This window comes from Acidobacteriota bacterium (genome assembly GCA_003225175.1).
In the GTDB taxonomy this organism is placed as follows: Bacteria; Acidobacteriota; Terriglobia; order Terriglobales; family Acidobacteriaceae; genus Gp1-AA112.
Window position 1 is genome coordinate 99,058 of record QIBA01000040.1, and the last position, 18,351, is coordinate 117,408.

The 18,351-nt window shown below is 51.5% G+C and carries 14 protein-coding genes; all 14 read left to right on the forward strand.

What is annotated here, in order from left to right; genetic code table 11:
- Window positions 1-7: 7 nt before the first annotated feature.
- The 14 genes from DMG62_09910 (at window position 8) to DMG62_09975 (ending at window position 18,351) form a co-directional block, all read left to right on the forward strand.
- On the forward strand, window positions 8-1,312 hold the full coding sequence (locus tag DMG62_09910) for a hypothetical protein (protein ID PYY23142.1): 1,305 nt from the start codon (window positions 8-10) through the stop codon (window positions 1,310-1,312).
- Window positions 1,309-2,919, forward strand: a complete 1,611-nt coding sequence (locus DMG62_09915) for a lipopolysaccharide biosynthesis protein (protein ID PYY23143.1) — start codon at window positions 1,309-1,311, stop codon at window positions 2,917-2,919. The genes DMG62_09910 and DMG62_09915 overlap by 4 nt, the downstream gene beginning before the upstream one ends.
- 4 nt (window positions 2,920-2,923) lie before the next feature.
- Window positions 2,924-3,856, forward strand: coding sequence for a hypothetical protein (locus tag DMG62_09920; GenBank protein PYY23144.1), 933 nt, complete (start codon window positions 2,924-2,926; stop codon window positions 3,854-3,856).
- Entirely contained in the window at window positions 3,853-4,710 is an 858-nt protein-coding gene (locus DMG62_09925; GenBank protein PYY23145.1) for a hypothetical protein, read from the forward strand. Before DMG62_09920 ends, DMG62_09925 begins: the two co-directional genes overlap by 4 nt.
- Window positions 4,711-4,752: 42 nt before the next feature.
- Window positions 4,753-7,035, forward strand: coding sequence for a hypothetical protein (locus DMG62_09930; protein PYY23146.1), 2,283 nt, complete (start codon window positions 4,753-4,755; stop codon window positions 7,033-7,035).
- A 472-nt stretch (window positions 7,036-7,507) separates the two neighbouring features.
- Window positions 7,508-8,485, forward strand: a complete 978-nt coding sequence (locus tag DMG62_09935; protein PYY23187.1) for a glycosyl transferase — start codon at window positions 7,508-7,510, stop codon at window positions 8,483-8,485.
- Window positions 8,486-8,593: 108 nt separating this feature from the next.
- Window positions 8,594-9,595 carry an oxidoreductase gene (locus tag DMG62_09940; GenBank protein PYY23147.1) on the forward strand — a complete coding sequence of 334 codons (1,002 nt, stop codon included), beginning with the start codon at window positions 8,594-8,596 and terminating at the stop codon, window positions 9,593-9,595.
- Window positions 9,592-10,101 carry an N-acetyltransferase gene (locus DMG62_09945; protein ID PYY23148.1) on the forward strand — a complete coding sequence of 170 codons (510 nt, stop codon included), beginning with the start codon at window positions 9,592-9,594 and terminating at the stop codon, window positions 10,099-10,101. Before DMG62_09940 ends, DMG62_09945 begins: the two co-directional genes overlap by 4 nt.
- Window positions 10,102-10,207: 106 nt before the next feature.
- Window positions 10,208-11,416 carry an erythromycin biosynthesis sensory transduction protein eryC1 gene (locus tag DMG62_09950; protein ID PYY23149.1) on the forward strand — a complete coding sequence of 403 codons (1,209 nt, stop codon included), beginning with the start codon at window positions 10,208-10,210 and terminating at the stop codon, window positions 11,414-11,416.
- 52 nt (window positions 11,417-11,468) lie between these two features.
- Window positions 11,469-12,521: a UDP-N-acetylglucosamine 2-epimerase (non-hydrolyzing) gene (locus tag DMG62_09955; protein ID PYY23188.1), complete on the forward strand. Its 1,053-nt coding sequence runs from the start codon at window positions 11,469-11,471 to the stop codon at window positions 12,519-12,521.
- Window positions 12,522-12,568: 47 nt separating this feature from the next.
- Window positions 12,569-14,272 carry an oxidoreductase gene (locus DMG62_09960; GenBank protein ID PYY23150.1) on the forward strand — a complete coding sequence of 568 codons (1,704 nt, stop codon included), beginning with the start codon at window positions 12,569-12,571 and terminating at the stop codon, window positions 14,270-14,272.
- Window positions 14,247-15,401, forward strand: coding sequence for a transcriptional regulator (locus DMG62_09965; protein ID PYY23151.1), 1,155 nt, complete (start codon window positions 14,247-14,249; stop codon window positions 15,399-15,401). Before DMG62_09960 ends, DMG62_09965 begins: the two co-directional genes overlap by 26 nt.
- A 20-nt stretch (window positions 15,402-15,421) precedes the next feature.
- Complete coding sequence (locus DMG62_09970; protein PYY23152.1) at window positions 15,422-17,119, forward strand: hypothetical protein; 1,698 nt, start codon at window positions 15,422-15,424, stop codon at window positions 17,117-17,119.
- A 17-nt stretch (window positions 17,120-17,136) separates the two neighbouring features.
- Entirely contained in the window at window positions 17,137-18,351 is a 1,215-nt protein-coding gene (locus DMG62_09975) for a hypothetical protein (protein PYY23153.1), read from the forward strand.

The window sequence follows — 18,351 nt, forward strand, 5'->3', positions numbered from 1 at the left end:
GTCTTTCATGTTGAAGTACTTGCTTGCCTGGACCTTCATGGGAAGTGTCGCGTTGTTGGCTCAGCAGCCGATGCATCCCGCTGAACTCGGAGTCGGTCCCCTCACGCGGGATGCAGTCGCCAACAACACTTTGGATTATGGGCTAAACGTTTCTTCCACGTTCGACGATAACGCAGTGATAGCAGAAGGGTCGAACAGTGGACGTCAGACAAATGCCACCGTCTCCGTTCAACCGCAAATGCGGATTCTGCTCGATCGCACGCGGTGGAGCTCTGATTTGTACTACGGCCCAAGCTTCACCTACAGCAACAACATACATACTTATAACAATCACTCTCAGGCGGTCGGTGTAGACCTGCAATATCATTTCACGAGACGCCTCTCCGCACATTTTCGAAACGCGTTCTCGTACACTTCGAATCCGTTGGACGCAGTTCAAACTAGCGCTCAACTTCCCGGTCTGGGACTCGTGAATGGTCCAAATGCCTCGGTTCTGGGAGCTGATGTACGCAGTACGACCGAGCAACTTCAAGGCGACGTGGTTTATCTACTCGGGCCCCACACACTACTTGGAGGAAGTGCAACGCTGGCCGATTTGAAATATCAGCCCACGACAGCCACATTACTCCAATCATTTTCACAGGCGTCGCGCAGCTGGTCAGGAAATGCCTTCTATTCCCATCAGCTAACTCGGATGTACACCGTCTCCGTTCAGTACACGGCGCAAGACACAACGTCTGAAATTCCGATTGGACGCTTTGTTTCGCTATCGCACCAAGTCCTCGGTTTTTTCAGTGTATCGTTCAAGCCTGGTGTGAATCTCTCGATATTCGGTGGTCCGGTGCGCTCGAACATGAGCGACGATCTCGTTCTTCCAGGACCAATATCATCTCGGGTTTCGAAATATACCCTTGCGGCAGGATCGAGCCTGAGCTGGCAAGGGGAGCATAGCGGCATCAGACTGACTTTTGTGCAGCGTCTGACGGATGCGGGTCTGGGCGGTGGTGCAGTCGTTCGCACGCAGACGACGAGCTTAGAGGCTCAGCGCCGGCTTTCTCGACGATCTGCGATGAGTTTGATGGCTAACTACGTTTCTAACAACCAATTCGATCCGCTCAGCGAGGTGCGGTTGTCAGATTCAGCGATCGCAGGAATCACTCTGTCGCGCTCGCTCTCTCCTCGATTTAGCCTGAGCTGTTCAGCGATCAGACAGCAGTTCATGGGGAGCGCACCTTTAGGATTGCTGCAGCGAAGTCATGACATTGCTTCGGTTTCCTTGTCCTATTCAATGAGACGGCCTATAGGCCGATGAAAGTCAATCTGATGGACCAGATCGAGCAGAATCCAATCACAATTCGGGGATGGTGGCTGCGCCTTTGCCATAGACGACGGTTGGTGGTGCTCTCTGTTTTCGTGAGTTGGGCGCTGTTTACCGCGGCTGCGTGGTTGATTCCGGCCAAATACCGGTCGGAGACTCTGATTCTGGTTGAACAGCAGAGAGTCCCGGAACACTATGTTGAGCCTAACGTTGCCATAGATATTCAACAAAGGCTTCAGAGCATGAGTGAGCAGATCTTGAGTCGCACGCGATTGATGGCTATCATTGATAAGCTTAATCTCTATAACTTGGATCACGGTCGTACGGATACCGATAGCTTACTGGAAGCTATGCGGAAGGACATCAGCATTGAGCTTGTGAAGGCGGACGGAACTCGAGCCAACCAGGTAGCTGCCTTCAGAGTATCCTATTCTGCAAATAGCCCAAGGATCGCGCAGCAAGTCACTGCCGAGCTTACCTCGCTCTTCATCGAAGAAAACCTACGCAATCGTCAGCAGATTTCTGAAGACACAACGACTTTCCTGGTAAGTGAGCTCGATGTCGCTCGGAAGAATCTTGATCTCCAGGAGCAGCGGCTTCGAGAATTTAAGAGTCGCTACGTGGGTCAGCTCCCAGAACAGACCGCCAGCAATCTGCAAATCCTGGGAGGACTTCAGGCAAGATTACAGGCGGCGACCGACGCCCTTCACCAAGCACAGCAGCAGAGACTCTATTTGGAATCGCTGCTAAATAACTATCGCGTCTTGAGTCCGCAGGCCTCTGCGCCTGGTAAAACGGCGGCTGCTACGCAAAGCGTCGAACTTGCCAGGCGGCTGGAACAGTTGCAGGCACAGCTGAACACACTCAGCGCTAACTACACGCCCTTGCATCCGGACATTGTCAAATTGAAAGAGGAAATCGCTGCTACTGAAAAACTAAAGGCAGCAGTGGACGCCGAGGCCGCCAGGAACAGCTCAGCGGAGAGCGTCGCAACATCGGTCAAGACTGCGCCGAGCGACCTGGGACCAGCGATGCAAATCGAGAGCCAGCTCAAGGCGAATGAGTTCGAGCTCACAAATCGCAACGCAGAGATTAAGAACATTGAGCAGCAGATTGATGGCTATCAGCAACGGCTGAATCTGGCTCCCGCCCGAGAACAGGAATTAGCCGCAATCACTCGCGATCACGAACAATCTCGGACCAACTACGACTCACTGCTGGCCAAAAAGAACCAGTCGGAGATGGCTACAAACTTAGAGAGAAGACAGCAGGGCGAGCAGTTCCGAATGATCGATCCGCCCAGCTTGCCGCAAAAACCATATTTTCCCAAACGACTCGCGTTCAGTTTCGGCGGGCTTGCGGCTGGATTGATTTTCGGCCTCTCGCTTGTAGTGCTCTCGGAGGTAATTAACCCGCAGATATTTGGCGAGCAGGAATTGCGCGCCATTGTTGCGGCGCCGCTACTCGTCAGTGTTCCTTCGATGCAGTCTGCGAATGAGAAGCAGAAGAGAGTTCGGACTCGAATAATCGAGAGTCTCGCTACCGCCGCAATGCTGTGTGTGGTGGCGGTGGTTACGCTGCTCGTTTACCACAAGAGCTAATCGTATGTACAAAACCTTCTATGGTTTCTCGCGAAACCCATTTGAGATCACGCCTGATCCCGCCTTCTTTTATGGCACTTCTCACCACAACGAAGCGCTGGCCAGCTTATATCACGGGATCGATCGTCGAAAGGGGTTCATTGTAGTAACCGGGGAGGTGGGCACGGGAAAGACGCTCCTTGTTCGATGTCTGTTTCGCACTCTTCGATGGCGGAAGATCTCGTTCGCATATGTCTTCAATCCCCTCCTGTCGGTGATGGAGTTTCTCCAATACTCTGCGAATGATATGGGTATACCTGCTGTTTCAAAGACGAAGGGCGAGTTATTGGGCCAATTTAATCGATTCTTGATCTCCCAGTTCAGGCAGAAGTCGACTGCTGTGTTGATCGTCGATGAAGCACAACTCCTAACTTGGGAACTGCTCGAAGAGATTCGACTGTTGACAAATTTGGAGACGGAACAACAAAAGCTCTTGCAAATTATTCTTGTTGGCCAACCAGAGTTGGACAAAAAGCTTGAATGCCAGGAGCTCAGACAGCTGAAACAGAGAGTTGCCTTACGCTGCCGGTTGGAACCACTTTCACGCGAGGAGACCCATAAGTACATTGCATTGCGGCTTTGGCAAGCTGGAGCAAAAGAGCGCTGTCGGCAGATCTTTCCGGAGAATACATGTGAACTTATTTATTGTTACTCAGGCGGAATTCCGAGATTGATAAATGCAATTTGCGAGTCAGCACTCGTGGCGAGCTTCGCCCTACAGAACCATACCGTACCACCTGAGCTGATTGATGAAGCTGCAGCCGAGTTCTGCCTCACTCCATCGCACTCTGTAAGCACGATCAAACGCCACGAGCCGGCGAATCTGCGATGTCTCGAGCTGCCGAAGCCGTTTAATCAGTCTTCCAGCGCAGCAAGAAAAGACCAACACAACTCATGAGTCGCATTTTCGAGGCTTTGCAACAGGCTAATATCGAATTGGCTGGAACCGCTGCCGAGCCTGCTGAATCACCGGAAGGGCTGTCTGCATTCGTAGCCGCGCTGTCAGGCGATCTCGCGGCATTAGAGGAGGCTCCCACATTTGAGATTCCCGAATGTTTAGAGGTGCGCCTCATTGCATGGAAGGAGCCGCACTCTCTAGCGGCTGAGAGGCTGCGGGGACTGGCCGCTCGTTTGCGATACGCGCAGCAACGTCGCGCGCTGAAGAGGATCTTGATCACCAGCGCTGTACGTGGAGACGGTAAGAGCACGATCAGCCTCAATTTGGCGATTACTCTTGCCATGCAGGGGGAAAAAACTCTTCTGATAGATGGAGATCTACATCGGCCGTCCTTGGCTTCCATTTTGAGAATTGATGGGCAGCGTGGTTTTGCTAATGCCAGCGAAAGATCCGACTCGGTTACAAATTGCGTGCAACGGGCGGAGCGGTTGCCTCTCTGGATTTGCCCGGCAGGAACAGCACAAGATCAACCCTTGACACTCCTGCAATCACCTCACACTGCAGAAGTGCTAAAGCAATTGCAAGGATGGTTTACCTGGATTGTGATCGATTCTCCCCCGCTGGCTCCTCTTTCCGACGCTAGTGTGTGGGCTCGATTGTGCGACGGCTTTGTCCTCATCGCAAGGGAAGCTGCGACTCCAAAAAGAGCGCTGCTGAAGGGCATCGAAAGTCTCGAGAAATCTAAGATCCTTGCACTACTTATGAATGATTCCAATCCTGAAGAGGAAAAGTACTACCGCGATTACTACAAGCAATCTTCTGGTGCGGCAGTCCCTGTCACATCGAGGCTATAAATGAAGCAGTCTGAACTTGGATAGAGTAATTCCATAACTTTCATGCGCAGAATTACGAGCCTAGTAATTAGCTTGACAGCCGTCTGCATGCTAGCAGGATGTTCGCGAGATCCACAGGCGAGGGCCAGGCGTTTTGTCGAAAGCGGACAGCATTACTTCGACAAAGGGCAGTACGAGGCTGCAACGATCCAGTTCCGCCGAGCTGTTCAAGCTAACCCACAGTCAGCAGATGCTCACTACCATCTCGGCATGGCCAACTTACGGTTGAGGAAGTTGCCCGAGGCTTACAAATCTCTGACAAAGACGATCCAATTGGATCAGCGCAGCATTCCTGCTCTCGTTCAGCTAGCCGGGTTGGAATTGATGGCCAAGCGAACACAGGAATCGCGATCGCTGTCACACAGAGTATTGGAGCTCGATCGAGCCAATTTGACGGCCGGCATGTTGCTGGGCGAAGCTTCGTTTCAAGAAGAAAAGTATGACGAGGCGGTTCAGGAATTCAAGAATACGGCGCAAATCGCGCCCTCCGATCCGAGGGTACAGGCTCGCATAGCCGATTGTCAGGTCCTACTGAAGTCTTACACCGAAGCAATCAAGAGCTACGAGCTCGCGCTGCAGAACGATTCGGCCTTTGTGTCGGCTTATGTGAGTCTTTCCCAAGTCTACCGAATCCTCAATGATTCTGAGAGGGAGATCACTACGCTTGAGCGTGCTATTCACGCCAATCCGAAGGTGATCGCACCGTATACGTTACTGGCGGGAGCGTATCTGCGCCATGGTTCAGAAGAGAAAGTCTCGGGCATCCTCCAAGAGCTGCGCTTTGCAACCGGAGGCTCGGCGCCGGCATCACTCGCGATCGCAGATTTCTATCGCTCACTAGGAAGCATCCAGGATGCTCGCACCGAACTGCGCAGCATGCTGCGCAAATACCCCACAAATGATGCTGCGCGTTCCAGTTTGATTGAAGTTGATATTGATCAGCAGGAATGGGACGAAGCGGAGAGACTCACTGCGGATCTTCTGAATCAGCAGCCTAATAATCCCGAGGCCCGGCTGTTTAAATCGCGGTTGCTGTTTGTGCGAGGAAAGCAGGCGGATGCGATTTCGGCGCTCGAACAGCTGATTCATGATGCGCCAGACATTGCAATGGCACATTTCTACCTTGGATTGGCGTATGCAGATCAAGGTCAGAATCAGAGGGCTATTGCAAGTTTCAATGACGCACTCAAGCACAATCCTGAGCTAATGGCGGCCTATGTGAGCCTCGGGGAGGCCTATCTTCGTCAAGGCAATGCAAAGCTTGCCATCGAGTCTGTCGAGAGGGCATTCGGTCATAACCCTCAATATATTGCGCCCCTTCTGTTGCAAGCGAATGCCTACCTGCAGCTTGGAGAGGATGGTGCCGCTGAAGCGAAGCTGCGTGCTATTCCTGCTTCCCAATTAAGGAATCCAGTCGTGTTGGAGAGGCTTGGACTTATCGCTCTAAGGCGGCGGCGATTTTCTGACGCCGAAATACAGTTGGAAGATTGCTTACGAATAAACCCTGATTACGTTCTCGCTATGGCTGATCTCTTGCAGCTATACGCCGCTCAGTATCGCCATAACCAGATTATTGCAAGAGTCACGCAGCAAATCGCAAGGTCATCGAAGCCAAGTGCGCTTTATGAAATGCTGGGAGATATCTATTTACAACAGGGCAAAGATGCCAGTGCTGAGCAAGCATTTATCGATGCACTAAAGCACAACCCAACATCGGATGGAGCCTGTTTGAAATTGGCCCAGGTATACGCCAACAGCGACCGTCTTCCTCAAGCTATTGAGAGTGTCAAAAAGGTATTACAGCGACATACGAATTATGTCGCGGGCTACGTTCTCGTAGGCACTTATTATGAGAAATCGGGAGCATCCAATGAGGCTAAAATCTCCTATGAGAAAGCCATAAGTTTAGCTCCTGACTATGCTCCGGCTTTGAATAATCTGGCGTGGTTGTATTGTGAAAACGGCGGGAACTTGGATCTTGCTCTGAGTATGGCGCAGCATGCAAAAGCATCTTTGCCGGCAGACCCCAGCATCTCGGACACGCTGGCCTGGATCGAGTATCGCAAAGGTTTGTATAGTTCAGCAGCCGAAGAACTCCGCAGGTTGGTGCGGCAGGTGCCTGCAAAAGGAGTCTATGATTACCATCTCGGTATGACTCTGCTGAAGGTTGGGGACGTGGCGGAAGCGAAGCACTACCTGCAACGCGCTATAACAGCGAACGCGAATGCGAATTACGCACAAAATGCCAAGGCAGCGCTGGCCCAATTAAACACGAAATCGCTCTAACCTCTTCTCGAGATTCTTGTCCTAGGGCGTGCCAAAGGAACTTCCTTCAACTGCCTATGCAAAGGTTTGCAATTGTCCTGAGTTCTAGTGGAGTAAACCGACATAGTGAAAACTTTTGCAACTCCCATAGTATTGCGTACTAAGTGTCGAGTTTTTAGAGGATTAGGGAGGCGAAGCGGCTCGAAAACGAGCGAAATGAACAGTCCCAGGTTGGCAGAACGATTGCTCGGTCAGTCGAGAGAGTTAGAGCAACCGATTCACTACACGACTGCGATGGGCAGTACAGAACGGCAAAATGGCGACTTTTCCGATCACTGAAGATACAAGATTCCTCCCTGCCAAAAGCGAGTCGGCAGCCGAGCGGCGTCGGCGAGCGAAGAGATGGAATGGAATCATGGAGGAGCACCACTTTCTTCGCATGCTTTGCCTGGAACGAAAGAGGACGGAACGTTCCGGCAATGCCTTCATGCTGATGTTACTTAGCGGACCTCGCGTCTTCCAGAGCGCTGAAGGAGAAAGAGCCATCCGGCAAATCGTTAACGCCGTCTCGCTCGCGACACGAGAGACCGACACTATTGGATGGTATGAATACGGGTCGACAGTAGCAGTCTTGTTTCCTGAAATTGGTCAACCCGAAAATACATCACTAATTATCGGCAAAGTTACAAGCGCTCTGCAAAATGCCTTACGCTTGGAGCAGTTCGACGCCCTCAACATCGTTTTCCGGATCTTTCCCAACCAGGAAGTTGAACCGGACGATGAAGATATCGATTTGATCTTCTACCCCGATGCTTCCGAGCGACACGATTCAAGGAGAGGTGAGCGAATACTGAAACGCGGTATCGATATCATCGGAGGTTTAGTGATATTGACTGCACTCTGGCCTGTTCTGTTGGTCATCGCGCTCCTCATCAGAACGACTTCCAAAGGTCCAATCCTGTTTCGGCAGCGTCGAGTTGGGTTACACGGAAGCTCATTTACGTTTCTCAAGTTTCGCTCGATGTACACCAATAATGACCCCAGGATCCATCAGGAATATGTATCGAAGCTAATCCAGGGAAAGGCCGATCAGGCAAAGACTGGCCAAACAGGGGTTTTTAAACTGACGAATGATCCACGAATTACTCCTCTAGGTAGATTTCTACGCAAGAGCAGCCTCGACGAACTTCCTCAGTTGCTAAACGTTCTCAGCGGAGAGATGTCGTTGGTGGGACCACGCCCGCCGGTGCCTTACGAATTCGAGCAGTACAACATTTGGCACAGGCGACGAGTTGTGGAAGTTAAGCCGGGAATTACGGGACTGTGGCAGGTCATGGGGCGTTCTAAAACAACGTTCGACGATATGGTTCGCCTCGATCTGAAGTACGCAAAGCTTTGGTCGATTTGGTTGGATCTAAAGATCATCCTGCAAACGCCGATGGCCGTTTTCACTGGCGAAGGCGCTTACTGATCGGCATTTCCCCGTCTTTATCAATTACTCGAATGCGCTTCTGAGCTGGACCCATTTCTTTAAAAGCAATCGAGATTTCTACGCCAACTTACATTAAATGAAGGAACTATGATTCGAATTGGTGTGATCGGTTATGGCTATTGGGGTCCCAATGTGGTACGCAATCTCCATCGAGTGGAGGGGTCGCGAGTCGCAATGGTATGCGACAAGAGCCCGGAGATGCTGCGACGGGTTAATCAGACTTATCCGGAAATAAAAACAACAACGAACTCATGCGACGTCCTCTGCTCTGCCGAGATCGATGCAGTTGCAGTCATCACTCCGGTCTGGACTCACTTCGAGCTAGCAAAAAAAGCGCTCGAAAATGGAAAGCATGTTTTTGTCGAGAAGCCGTTTACTTCAGATTCGGCTCAGGCCGAAGAGTTGATTAAGCTCGCCGAGAGAAAAGGTCTATGCATCATGGTGGACCATACCTTTCTCTTTACTGGGGCAGTGAGAAAGATCCGGCAATTAGTTGATCAGAACGCGCTTGGAAGCCTGTATTACTACGATTCGACCCGCGTCAACCTTGGTCTCTTTCAACATGACGTCAATGTGATCTGGGATCTGGCACCGCATGATCTTTCAATAATGGATTATGTGATTGGTAAAAAAGCTGAAGCGGTGTCGGCGACAGGTCAAACTCACTTGAACGGACATGAAGACATTGCTTTTCTGACGGTCTATTTTCCCGGTAAGGTAATTGCTCACATCAACGTGAACTGGCTCTCTCCAGTGAAGGTCAGGACGACTCTTATCGGCGGCGAAAAGAAAATGCTGGTGTGGAACGATCTGGAAGCGGATGAAAAGATCAAGGTTTATGACAAAGGGGTTGATATTAAGAGCCGCGAGGGTGTCTATCAGATGCTGGTTAATTATCGGTCGGGGGACATGTGGTCTCCACAGGTGGAACCTGCCGAAGCACTGAAGACCGAGTTGGATTACTTCATCGACTGTATCGGCAACAGCAAGAAGCCAATCAACGATGGTCATGCCGGCTGGCGCGTAGTGAAGATGTTAGAAGCTGCTAATCAGTCGGTAAGTAAAAGGGGAGAGCTAGTGTACTTATGAATGAATATATTTGCTTGAATAACGTTAAGCTAGGGAAAGATGTCAAGCTATCAAAGTTCATTAACCTCTATGGATGTGAAATCGGAGACAGTACAAAAATTGGTGCGTTTGTCGAAATCCAGAAGAACGCATTTGTCGGAAAGAATTGCAAAGTCTCAAGTCATACATTCGTATGCGAAGGTGTCACCCTGGAGGACAATGTCTTCATCGGTCACGGGGTGATGTTTATCAATGACATATATCCGCGAGCCACAAACAGCGATGGATCGATGCAGACTGAAGCCCACTGGAAAGTCGAGCAGACCAGGATCAAAAGGGGTGCTTCCATTGGATCGGGAGCTACGATATTGGCAAATGTCGTCGTGGGGGAAAATGCCATTGTAGGGGCCGGAGCCGTAGTCACAAGGGATGTACCAGCAAATGCGATAGTCGCGGGAAACCCGGCAAAAGTGCTCCGATACGTTGGAAGTATTGAGCAAGCGGAAGTGATGGCGGTTCCGCGGTGACGCAATGTCACAACTTGTAGAGAATCAGCCCGCCCAGGAATTAGTAGTCCTCCTCTAGGAAATCAAAAGATCAGACTTCCAACGAAACTCATTAGGAGATTATCAATTGAACGTCAGCAGCATTCCATTTCTCGATCTCGTCTCTCCGCACGTAGAACTTGAGGGCGAACTCACTGAAATCTTTCGACGCGTGCTGCGCTCCGCCGGCTTTATTGGTGGTGCATTAGTGGAGGAATTTGAGAACGCCTTTGCGCGGTTCTGCGAGGCTGAGCATTGCATCGGCGCCGCAAATGGAACCGATGCTTTGCGGTTTGCCCTAATAGCTGCTGGAGTGAAAGCCGGCGACGTAGTAGTAACGGTTCCAAACACCTTCATTGCCACGGCCGAGGCCATCTCGCAGGCGGGGGCCCTCCCAGAGTTTGTCGACATTGATGAGCGCACATACAACATGAATCCAGAATCGCTGCGTCGCTATCTCACAGAGCGCTGCGAATTCGCGGATGGCAAACTCGTAAGCATGCGCAGTGGACGCCCTGTTACAGCCATTGTTCCCGTCCATCTGTATGGGCAAATGGCAGATATGGACGCCATAGTTGAGCTCGCGCAGCAATTCAATCTCCTAGTCGTAGAGGATGCATGCCAGGCTCACGGAGCCAAGTACTTTTCAAGACGGGAAAACACCTGGAAGACTGCAGGATCCATAGGTCGCGCGGCGGCATTTAGTTTCTATCCTGGAAAGAACCTCGGAGCCTGCGGCGAGGCTGGTGCAGTGACAACCTCAGATCCCGAAATTGCTCGGACTATCCGGATGCTGCGCGATCACGGTCAGGCAAAGAAGTACTATCACGATATCGAAGGATACAACGGCAGACTCGATGCCCTTCAGGCTGGACTGCTGGGAGTAAAATTGAAGCATCTGCCGGATTGGAACGCTCGCAGACAAGCGCTCGCTTCTGAATATCGAGATCTTCTTTCGATGCCAGATTCGAGTATTGCTCCTCCGTTTGAGCCAGGCTGGTCTAAGGCCGTTTACCATCTCTTCGTTGTTCGTGTAGAGAACCGTGATCAGTTTCAGCGCGACTTAGCAGAAGCCGGCATCGGTACAGGAATTCACTACCCCGTTCCTCTTCATCAGCAGAAAGCATATACACATCTCGGTTATCAGACCGGCGATTTCCCGATCACGGAATTGGCTGCTCCTCAAATTGTTTCCCTGCCGATGTTTCCGCAGATGACTTCCGAACAATTGGAACGAGTAGTGGCAGTGGCCCAGCAGAGTGTCACGGTGAAAGCTGCCGCAGCCGTAGCTCGTTAATGAATCGCCGTCGAGTCATGCAACTACTTAACAGCTAGGAGAGGAGCCCTTGTTGAAGGTTGTCACCATTGTAGGCGCGCGGCCGCAGTTCATAAAGGCTGCCGCTGTCAGCAAAGTATTGCGCAAGCGGCACACGGAAATTTTGCTGCACACAGGCCAACACTATGACTATGAGATGTCGGGAATATTCTTTGAAGGTCTGGAAATGCCGGCAGCGGATGTGAACCTCGACGTTCGATCGGGAAGTCACGCATGCCAAACGGCAAGTATGCTCAAAGGCATAGAAGACATTCTTGTTGCTGAACGGCCGGACTATCTCCTTATCTATGGTGACACTAATTCCACGTTGGCTGGGGCGCTTGCGGCCTCCAAGTTGCATCTCCCCGTAGTCCATATTGAAGCCGGACTGCGCAGTTTCAACCGGCGCATGCCGGAGGAAATCAATCGAGTTGTTGCCGATCATCTATCCGAAGTGTTGCTTTGCCCCAGCGACACGGCCGTTCAGAACCTGGCTGCCGAAGGAATTACTCGCAACGTCCATATGGTCGGGGATGTGATGCTTGATGTTCTGAATTGGGCCAGACAGCGCAACACCGGACTGCCTCCTGATGTCTTAAGCCACTTGAATGTGGAAAAAGGGAAGTATCTGTTGGCAACGGTTCATCGAAGCGAGAACACTGATGATGTCGACAAGCTCTCTAAAATCCTGAATGCCTTCAACTCCGCTAAAGAGACGATAGTTTTTCCAGTTCATCCTCGGGCGCGGAAGGCGATAGAGCGCGCGGGCTGCCAACTCAACTCCAATATTCGGATTATAGAACCGGTGGGGTACGTCGAAATGGTGGGACTCGCAAGTGGGGCGAGATTGATTCTTACCGATTCTGGTGGCCTGCAGAAGGAAGCGTACTGGCTGCGTGTGCCTTGCGTTACGCTTCGCGAAGACACTGAATGGGTCGAAACGGTAGAAGTTGGCTGGAACATATTAGTTGGTTCCGATACGGAAAAGATTACGAAAGCAGTGGGATCATTCACTCCCAATGGCTCACCTCCTGCCCTCTATGGCGATGGATTCGCCGCGGAAAAGTGCGTGAATCTGCTCAATTGATCTTTCGTCAAAAGAGCTGGTTAAGTCTTAAATCTCCGGAGTTACTTATGGAAAATAATGGATTATCGAAGGCGAATGTTGCCGTAGTAGGTGTGGGCTACTGGGGGAAGAATCTGGTTCGTAACTTTTATGAACTGGGAGCGCTTGGAGCCCTCTGTGATCCGGCGGACACGGCTGAAGCGCTTTGCCGGCAACAGTATCAAGGAGTGAAGTTCTATCGCGAGTTCAGTTTGGTACTTGCGGATACAGAGATCACTGCCATAGCGTTGGCGACGCCAGCAGTTACGCACTACGAGTTGGCGAAGGCTGCCCTGCTCGCCGGCAAAGACGTCCTTGTGGAGAAGCCGCTAGCCGTTGAGCTTAACCATGGAGAGGAGTTGGTACGACTGGCCGAAGCCAAGGGACGAATCCTGATGGTAGGCCACATTCTTCGGTATCACCCGGCGATTCTGAAGCTCCAACAACTTATTCGCGAAGGAGCGCTGGGAAAAATTTGTTATCTCTACTCTAATCGTCTCAACATTGGAAAGATTCGGACGGAGGAGAACATTCTGTGGAGTTTCGCTCCGCATGACATCTCGGTAATGCTCGCATTGTTGAACGAAATGCCGAAGCGTATCTCATGTGAGGGCAGCGCCTATCTCAACCGCGACATTGTAGATGTAACTCTAAGTCACTTCGATTTTCCGAGCGGTGTACAAGCTCACATCTTTGTAAGCTGGTTGCACCCCATTAAGGAACAAAAGCTCGTCGTCGTGGGCTCGGAAAAGATGGCGGTGTTTGATGACACCGCCGATGACAAGCTTCTGCTGTACCCACATCGGGTGGAATGGAAGAATCGAATTCCCACTGCGGTAAAGGCGAAGTCTGAGTCCGTCGAACTGGATCAGAAGGAACCTCTTCGCGCAGAATGTCACCATTTTCTGGACGCAATTGCGTCGAGAGTCTCTCCAATCAGCGATGGAGCTGAAGGTCTCAGAGTGCTGCGTGTTCTGGATGCATGTCAGCGAGCACTTCGCGACGGTCAAGTTGCCCTGGAGACTACGGCGGTGAAGTCTCAAAAGCAGGAGCGGCCATATTTTGTCCACGAATCTGCGTACGCAGATGAGGGCGCCGAGATCGGGGCGGGCACAAAAATATGGCACTTTTCCCACGTGATGAAAGGTGCTCGTATTGGTGAGTGCTGTGTCATCGGGCAGAACGTCAACATCGACGGTGGCACGGTCATCGGTAACAACGTGAAAATACAAAACAATGTGTCGATCTACACGGGACTTGTTGTTGAAGATGATGTGTTTCTCGGACCGTCATGCGTGCTGACCAATGTTTCAAATCCCCGATCGCAAGTGAGCCGGCATTCCCTATATGAGACAACTCGCTTGAAGCGAGGATGCTCAGTCGGTGCAAACGCTACTATCGTCTGTGGCATAACGATAGGCCGATACGCATTCATTGGAGCAGGTTCGGTTGTCACAAAAAGTGTTCCCGATTTTGCCCTCGTAATGGGAAATCCCGCTCGCCAAGTGGGTTGGATGAGTCGCCATGGACATCGGCTTGATTCACCAGATACTGACGGTGTGATGATCTGTCCTGAAACTGGATATCGCTATTGCGAAGTTGAGCCAGGAATCCTTCGTTGTCTTAATCTCGACGAGGAAGCCCCTCTTCCAATTGAGTTCAGTAAAGGTACGAAATCATACAAAGAGTTTAAAGAGGAGTCCGAATATGCAAGTGCCCTTGCTGGATCTTAAAGCGCAGTATCTACCAATTAAGCAGGAAATACTTTCGGCCGTCAGCGAAGTGCTTGCGTCCCAGCACTTCATCCTGGGCCCGCGAGTGGAGCAGTGTGAGAAGGCGATAGCTGAGTATTCAAACTGCAAGTACGGCATCGGGGTATCTTCAGGCAGCGATGCCCTGCTCGTTTGTCTCATGGCCGAGAATATTGGACCGGGGGACGAGGTCATCACCACGCCCTATACATTCTTCGCCACGGTTGGTGCAATCACCCGCTTGGGCGCAAGACCTATATTCGTCGACATCGACCCGGTCACATACAACCTTGACGTAACGCAGATCGCCTCGAAAATTACCGAAAAGACTCGTGCCATCATGCCGGTTCATTTGTTCGGACAAATGGCCGACATGGATCCGATCATGGGACTCGCTAGCCAGCATGGCTTGGTCGTGATCGAGGATGCGGCTCAGGCCATTGGGGCGGAGTACAAGGGACGTCGAGCTGGCTCCATCGGTCACTACGGGTGCTTCTCCTTCTTTCCATCCAAGAATCTCGGAGCTGCGGGCGACGGCGGCATGGTGGTAACGAACGAAGCAGCCAGAGCAGAGCGCGTGCGGTGCTTGCGGGGACACGGCGCCAAGCCGAAGTATTACCATCGAATGATCGGTGGAAACTTCCGCCTCGATGCGTTGCACGCTGCCATTGTTTCGGCCAAATTACCCCACCTGGATCAGTGGACTGAAGGGCGCAGAGCCAATGCTCAACGATATGACGTGTTGTTTCAGGAAGCCGGTACCCCGGTGACACGCCCCTCGGTTGTCACTGATCGCCATATTTTTAATCAGTATGTGATCAGCACGCCCGAACGCGACGAGCTTCAGGCGTTTCTCCGGAGCAAGGGGGTTGGCACGGAAGTCTATTATCCAGTACCCATGCACTTGCAAGACTGCTTCGCATATCTAGCTATTCCTCCGGGAGCTTTTCCCGAAAGTGAACGCGCTGCAAAGGAATCACTCGCCATTCCGATTTATCCGGAACTCACAGAAGAGCAGGCAAGGTACGTAGTAGAGTCGATTGACGAGTTCTTCCTCGAGTCGCGGAACATAGTAGGCGCCTCCGCTGCAGTAGCCGCGAGTAGTAATTAGATAACCCTCCGGAGTTGTAGTTGATCGGCGTTTTCGCAAAATCTGGGCAGGACGAAGCGGTTCGAGAATTCTTCGAGCTCTTCAAGACGCCATGGCAGTTCGTTCGAGCTGGCAGTTTTTATGATGTAGTGATCTCGACATTAGACGATGTGCCGCCTGTAGATTGCAGGTTGCTCATTGTCTACGGCTGTTCAGCAAAGCGGGTGGACGCGGGGCATGGAGATGCCTTCCCGCTCCTCAAAACCGCGTCTTTTATTTATTCGGGTGGTGCTGTCCCGATCTACTGTGGAGTGCGCACGTTTGCACCTTTGGCCGAGGTAGTTCGGTATGTCAGTGATAATGGCGAGACGGTTGGATTTTATTCGCGGCCGCGTTCGCTCTTACGGCTTGGATATGACCTGTTCGATGAATCAGAGTACCTGCTGACGGCAGGTCAACCCGAGGAATGGGCGCATGTTCCTACACTCGATCTCCACATTGAGATCCTACGCAATGCCATATTGCAGGCAGGTATACCCCTGCTGGAGATTCCACCTTCTCCTGAAAACTACAGTTTTATAACCTGCCTTACCCATGATATCGACTTCGTTGGAATACGAAGCCATTTCTTCGATCATTCCATGTTCGGCTTTTGTTACCGAGGAACGATCGGCGCTTTCCTCAAGTTCCTCCGAGGCAGACTTTCGCTTGATCTTTTGATCAGGAGCTGGGTGGCTGTTCTATCCTTGCCGTTCGTCTATGCCGGATGGATGAAGGATTTCTGGCAGCCATTCGAATGGTATCTAACGGCGGAAAAGGACCTTCCCTCTACTTACTTCCTCATCCCTTTCAAGAGAACGCGAGGGACAAAGGTTTCCGGCGCTAACGCCGGGCGACGTGCAGCTGCTTACGATGTAGGAGATCTTAAGTCCTGGATCGAGAGGCTTCAAAACGAAGGGTGTGAAGTAGCAGTCCATGGAATTGATTCCTGGCACAGCGAGCAGAAGGCCCGGAATGAATCGAAGAGAGTTAGGGACGCCGCCGGCAGATCGCGAGTTGGAGTGCGAATGCACTGGTTGCTCGCGGATCGCGATACTCCCGCCATTCTAGATCGAGCCGATTATGACTATGACTCAACTTGTGGATACAACGGCGCAATTGGATATCGAGCGGGAACGCTGCAAGTCTTTCGTCCAATAGGTACGAAAAAGTTGTTAGAATTGCCCTTACACCTTCAGGATGGCGCTCTTTTCTTTCCGGAGAAGCTAAACCTCTCGGAACCAGAAGCGGAGCAACGCTGCGCCACTTTGATCGATCAAGCCCGAAATCTGGGAGGTGTGCTTACAGTTTTGTGGCACGACAGGAGCCACGCTGCTGAGCGGTTTTGGGGGGATTTTTACCTGCGATTGCTGAAAAGGCTTCGCACCTGTCGTTGCTGGTTCGCCAGTGCAGAGCAAGTTATAGCGTGGTTCCGTTACCGCCGAGAAGTCAAGTTTAAATCGCTTACAGCCGCTGTTCCCAATTTAGTATCGATCCATTACGACGGAAGGACACCGATCCAACCGCTCGTCACCCTGAGAATTCATCGTCCGTCCGGTCAAAGGGTTGGCAGTGCATCAGAGCATGCAGCTCCAGCGTTCGAAGACATTTCGTGGGATGGCGAAGATTCTGAAAAGCTTTCTCGAATCTGCCGAGAGCGGCTGGGCTGCTTCAGTATGGATCCCACAGTTCGGGCCTAAAGATTTCCTTTTCGATCATGAAGCCGATCTGCGTTCTCCTGCAAAATCATTACGACGGCGATATCCGCGTCAGGCGCAAGGCTGAAGCTCTGGTAAATGCGGGCTATTCAGTTGAGGTATTCGCTTTGCGCAACTCCGGAGGTAGGAAGGACTACTACTTAGAGGGTGTGCATGTGCGCACCTTATCTCTTGGTAAGGCAAGGGGCTCCTTGGCTCGATACCTCTACGAGTACGCGATTTTTTGGCTGTGGTCATTCATTAACGTTACTTTTCGTATGCCCTTCCGGAAGTATGCGGTAATTGACGTAAACACTTTGCCCGATTTCCTGATTTTTGCAGCGGCTTTTGCAAAAGCCATGGGAGCAAAGGTGGTTTTGGACATGCACGAAATCACCCCAGAATTTTACATGTCCAAATATCAAATCCCGGAGAACGCGAGCCTTGTGCGATTGCTCAAGTTCATAGAACGGCTGAGTTTTCGGTTTGCTGACCGGGTGATCACGATCAATGAACCTATCACCGACCTGTTGGCGAGTCGAGGGCTAGATCGGCGCGTTACGACAATCATTACGAATTCAGCGGATGAGTCGATGTTTGCCGGTCGCAGGAAGCATTCTGAGGCCGTGAAGGAATCGTTCGTCATGATGTACCACGGCACTCTCACCAAGCTATATGGATTAGATATCGCTATCGAGGCGTTTGCGCTCGCACAACGAGAGATCCCGGGCTGCGAGTTTTGGATCCTGGGAAACGGGCCGGAAGGTGAGTCTTTGCGCGAATTGGCGAAGCTGCGTGGAGTTTCGCAAAAAGTACGATTGCTGGGGCGCGTACCCTGGGAAGAAGTGCCGAAATGGCTCGCTCAGTGCGACCTGGGAGTGCTTGCAATAAGGCGGGATGTGTTTCTGGAGTTTGCCTCACCAAATAAGCTACCTGAATACATCATTATGGGTAAGCCGGTCGTTATTTCACGGCTGAGGGCCGTTCAAAGATACTTCAGTGAGTCCTCATTGGCTTATTTCGAACCTGGCGAAGTGGCTGACCTAGCGAGACAGATGGTTCGAATATATAGAGATCCTGAAATGCGACTCTCGCTAGTTGCTTCAGCAGCAAAGGAGTATGCAGCTATCCGTTGGGAAGTCATGAGGGCGCGCTATTTGGAACTGATTGGAAGCATCATCCCTTCGCGCCATGATGCGGCTAAAGCTTCTAGCTGCAAGGTCGGAGTAGCCTAA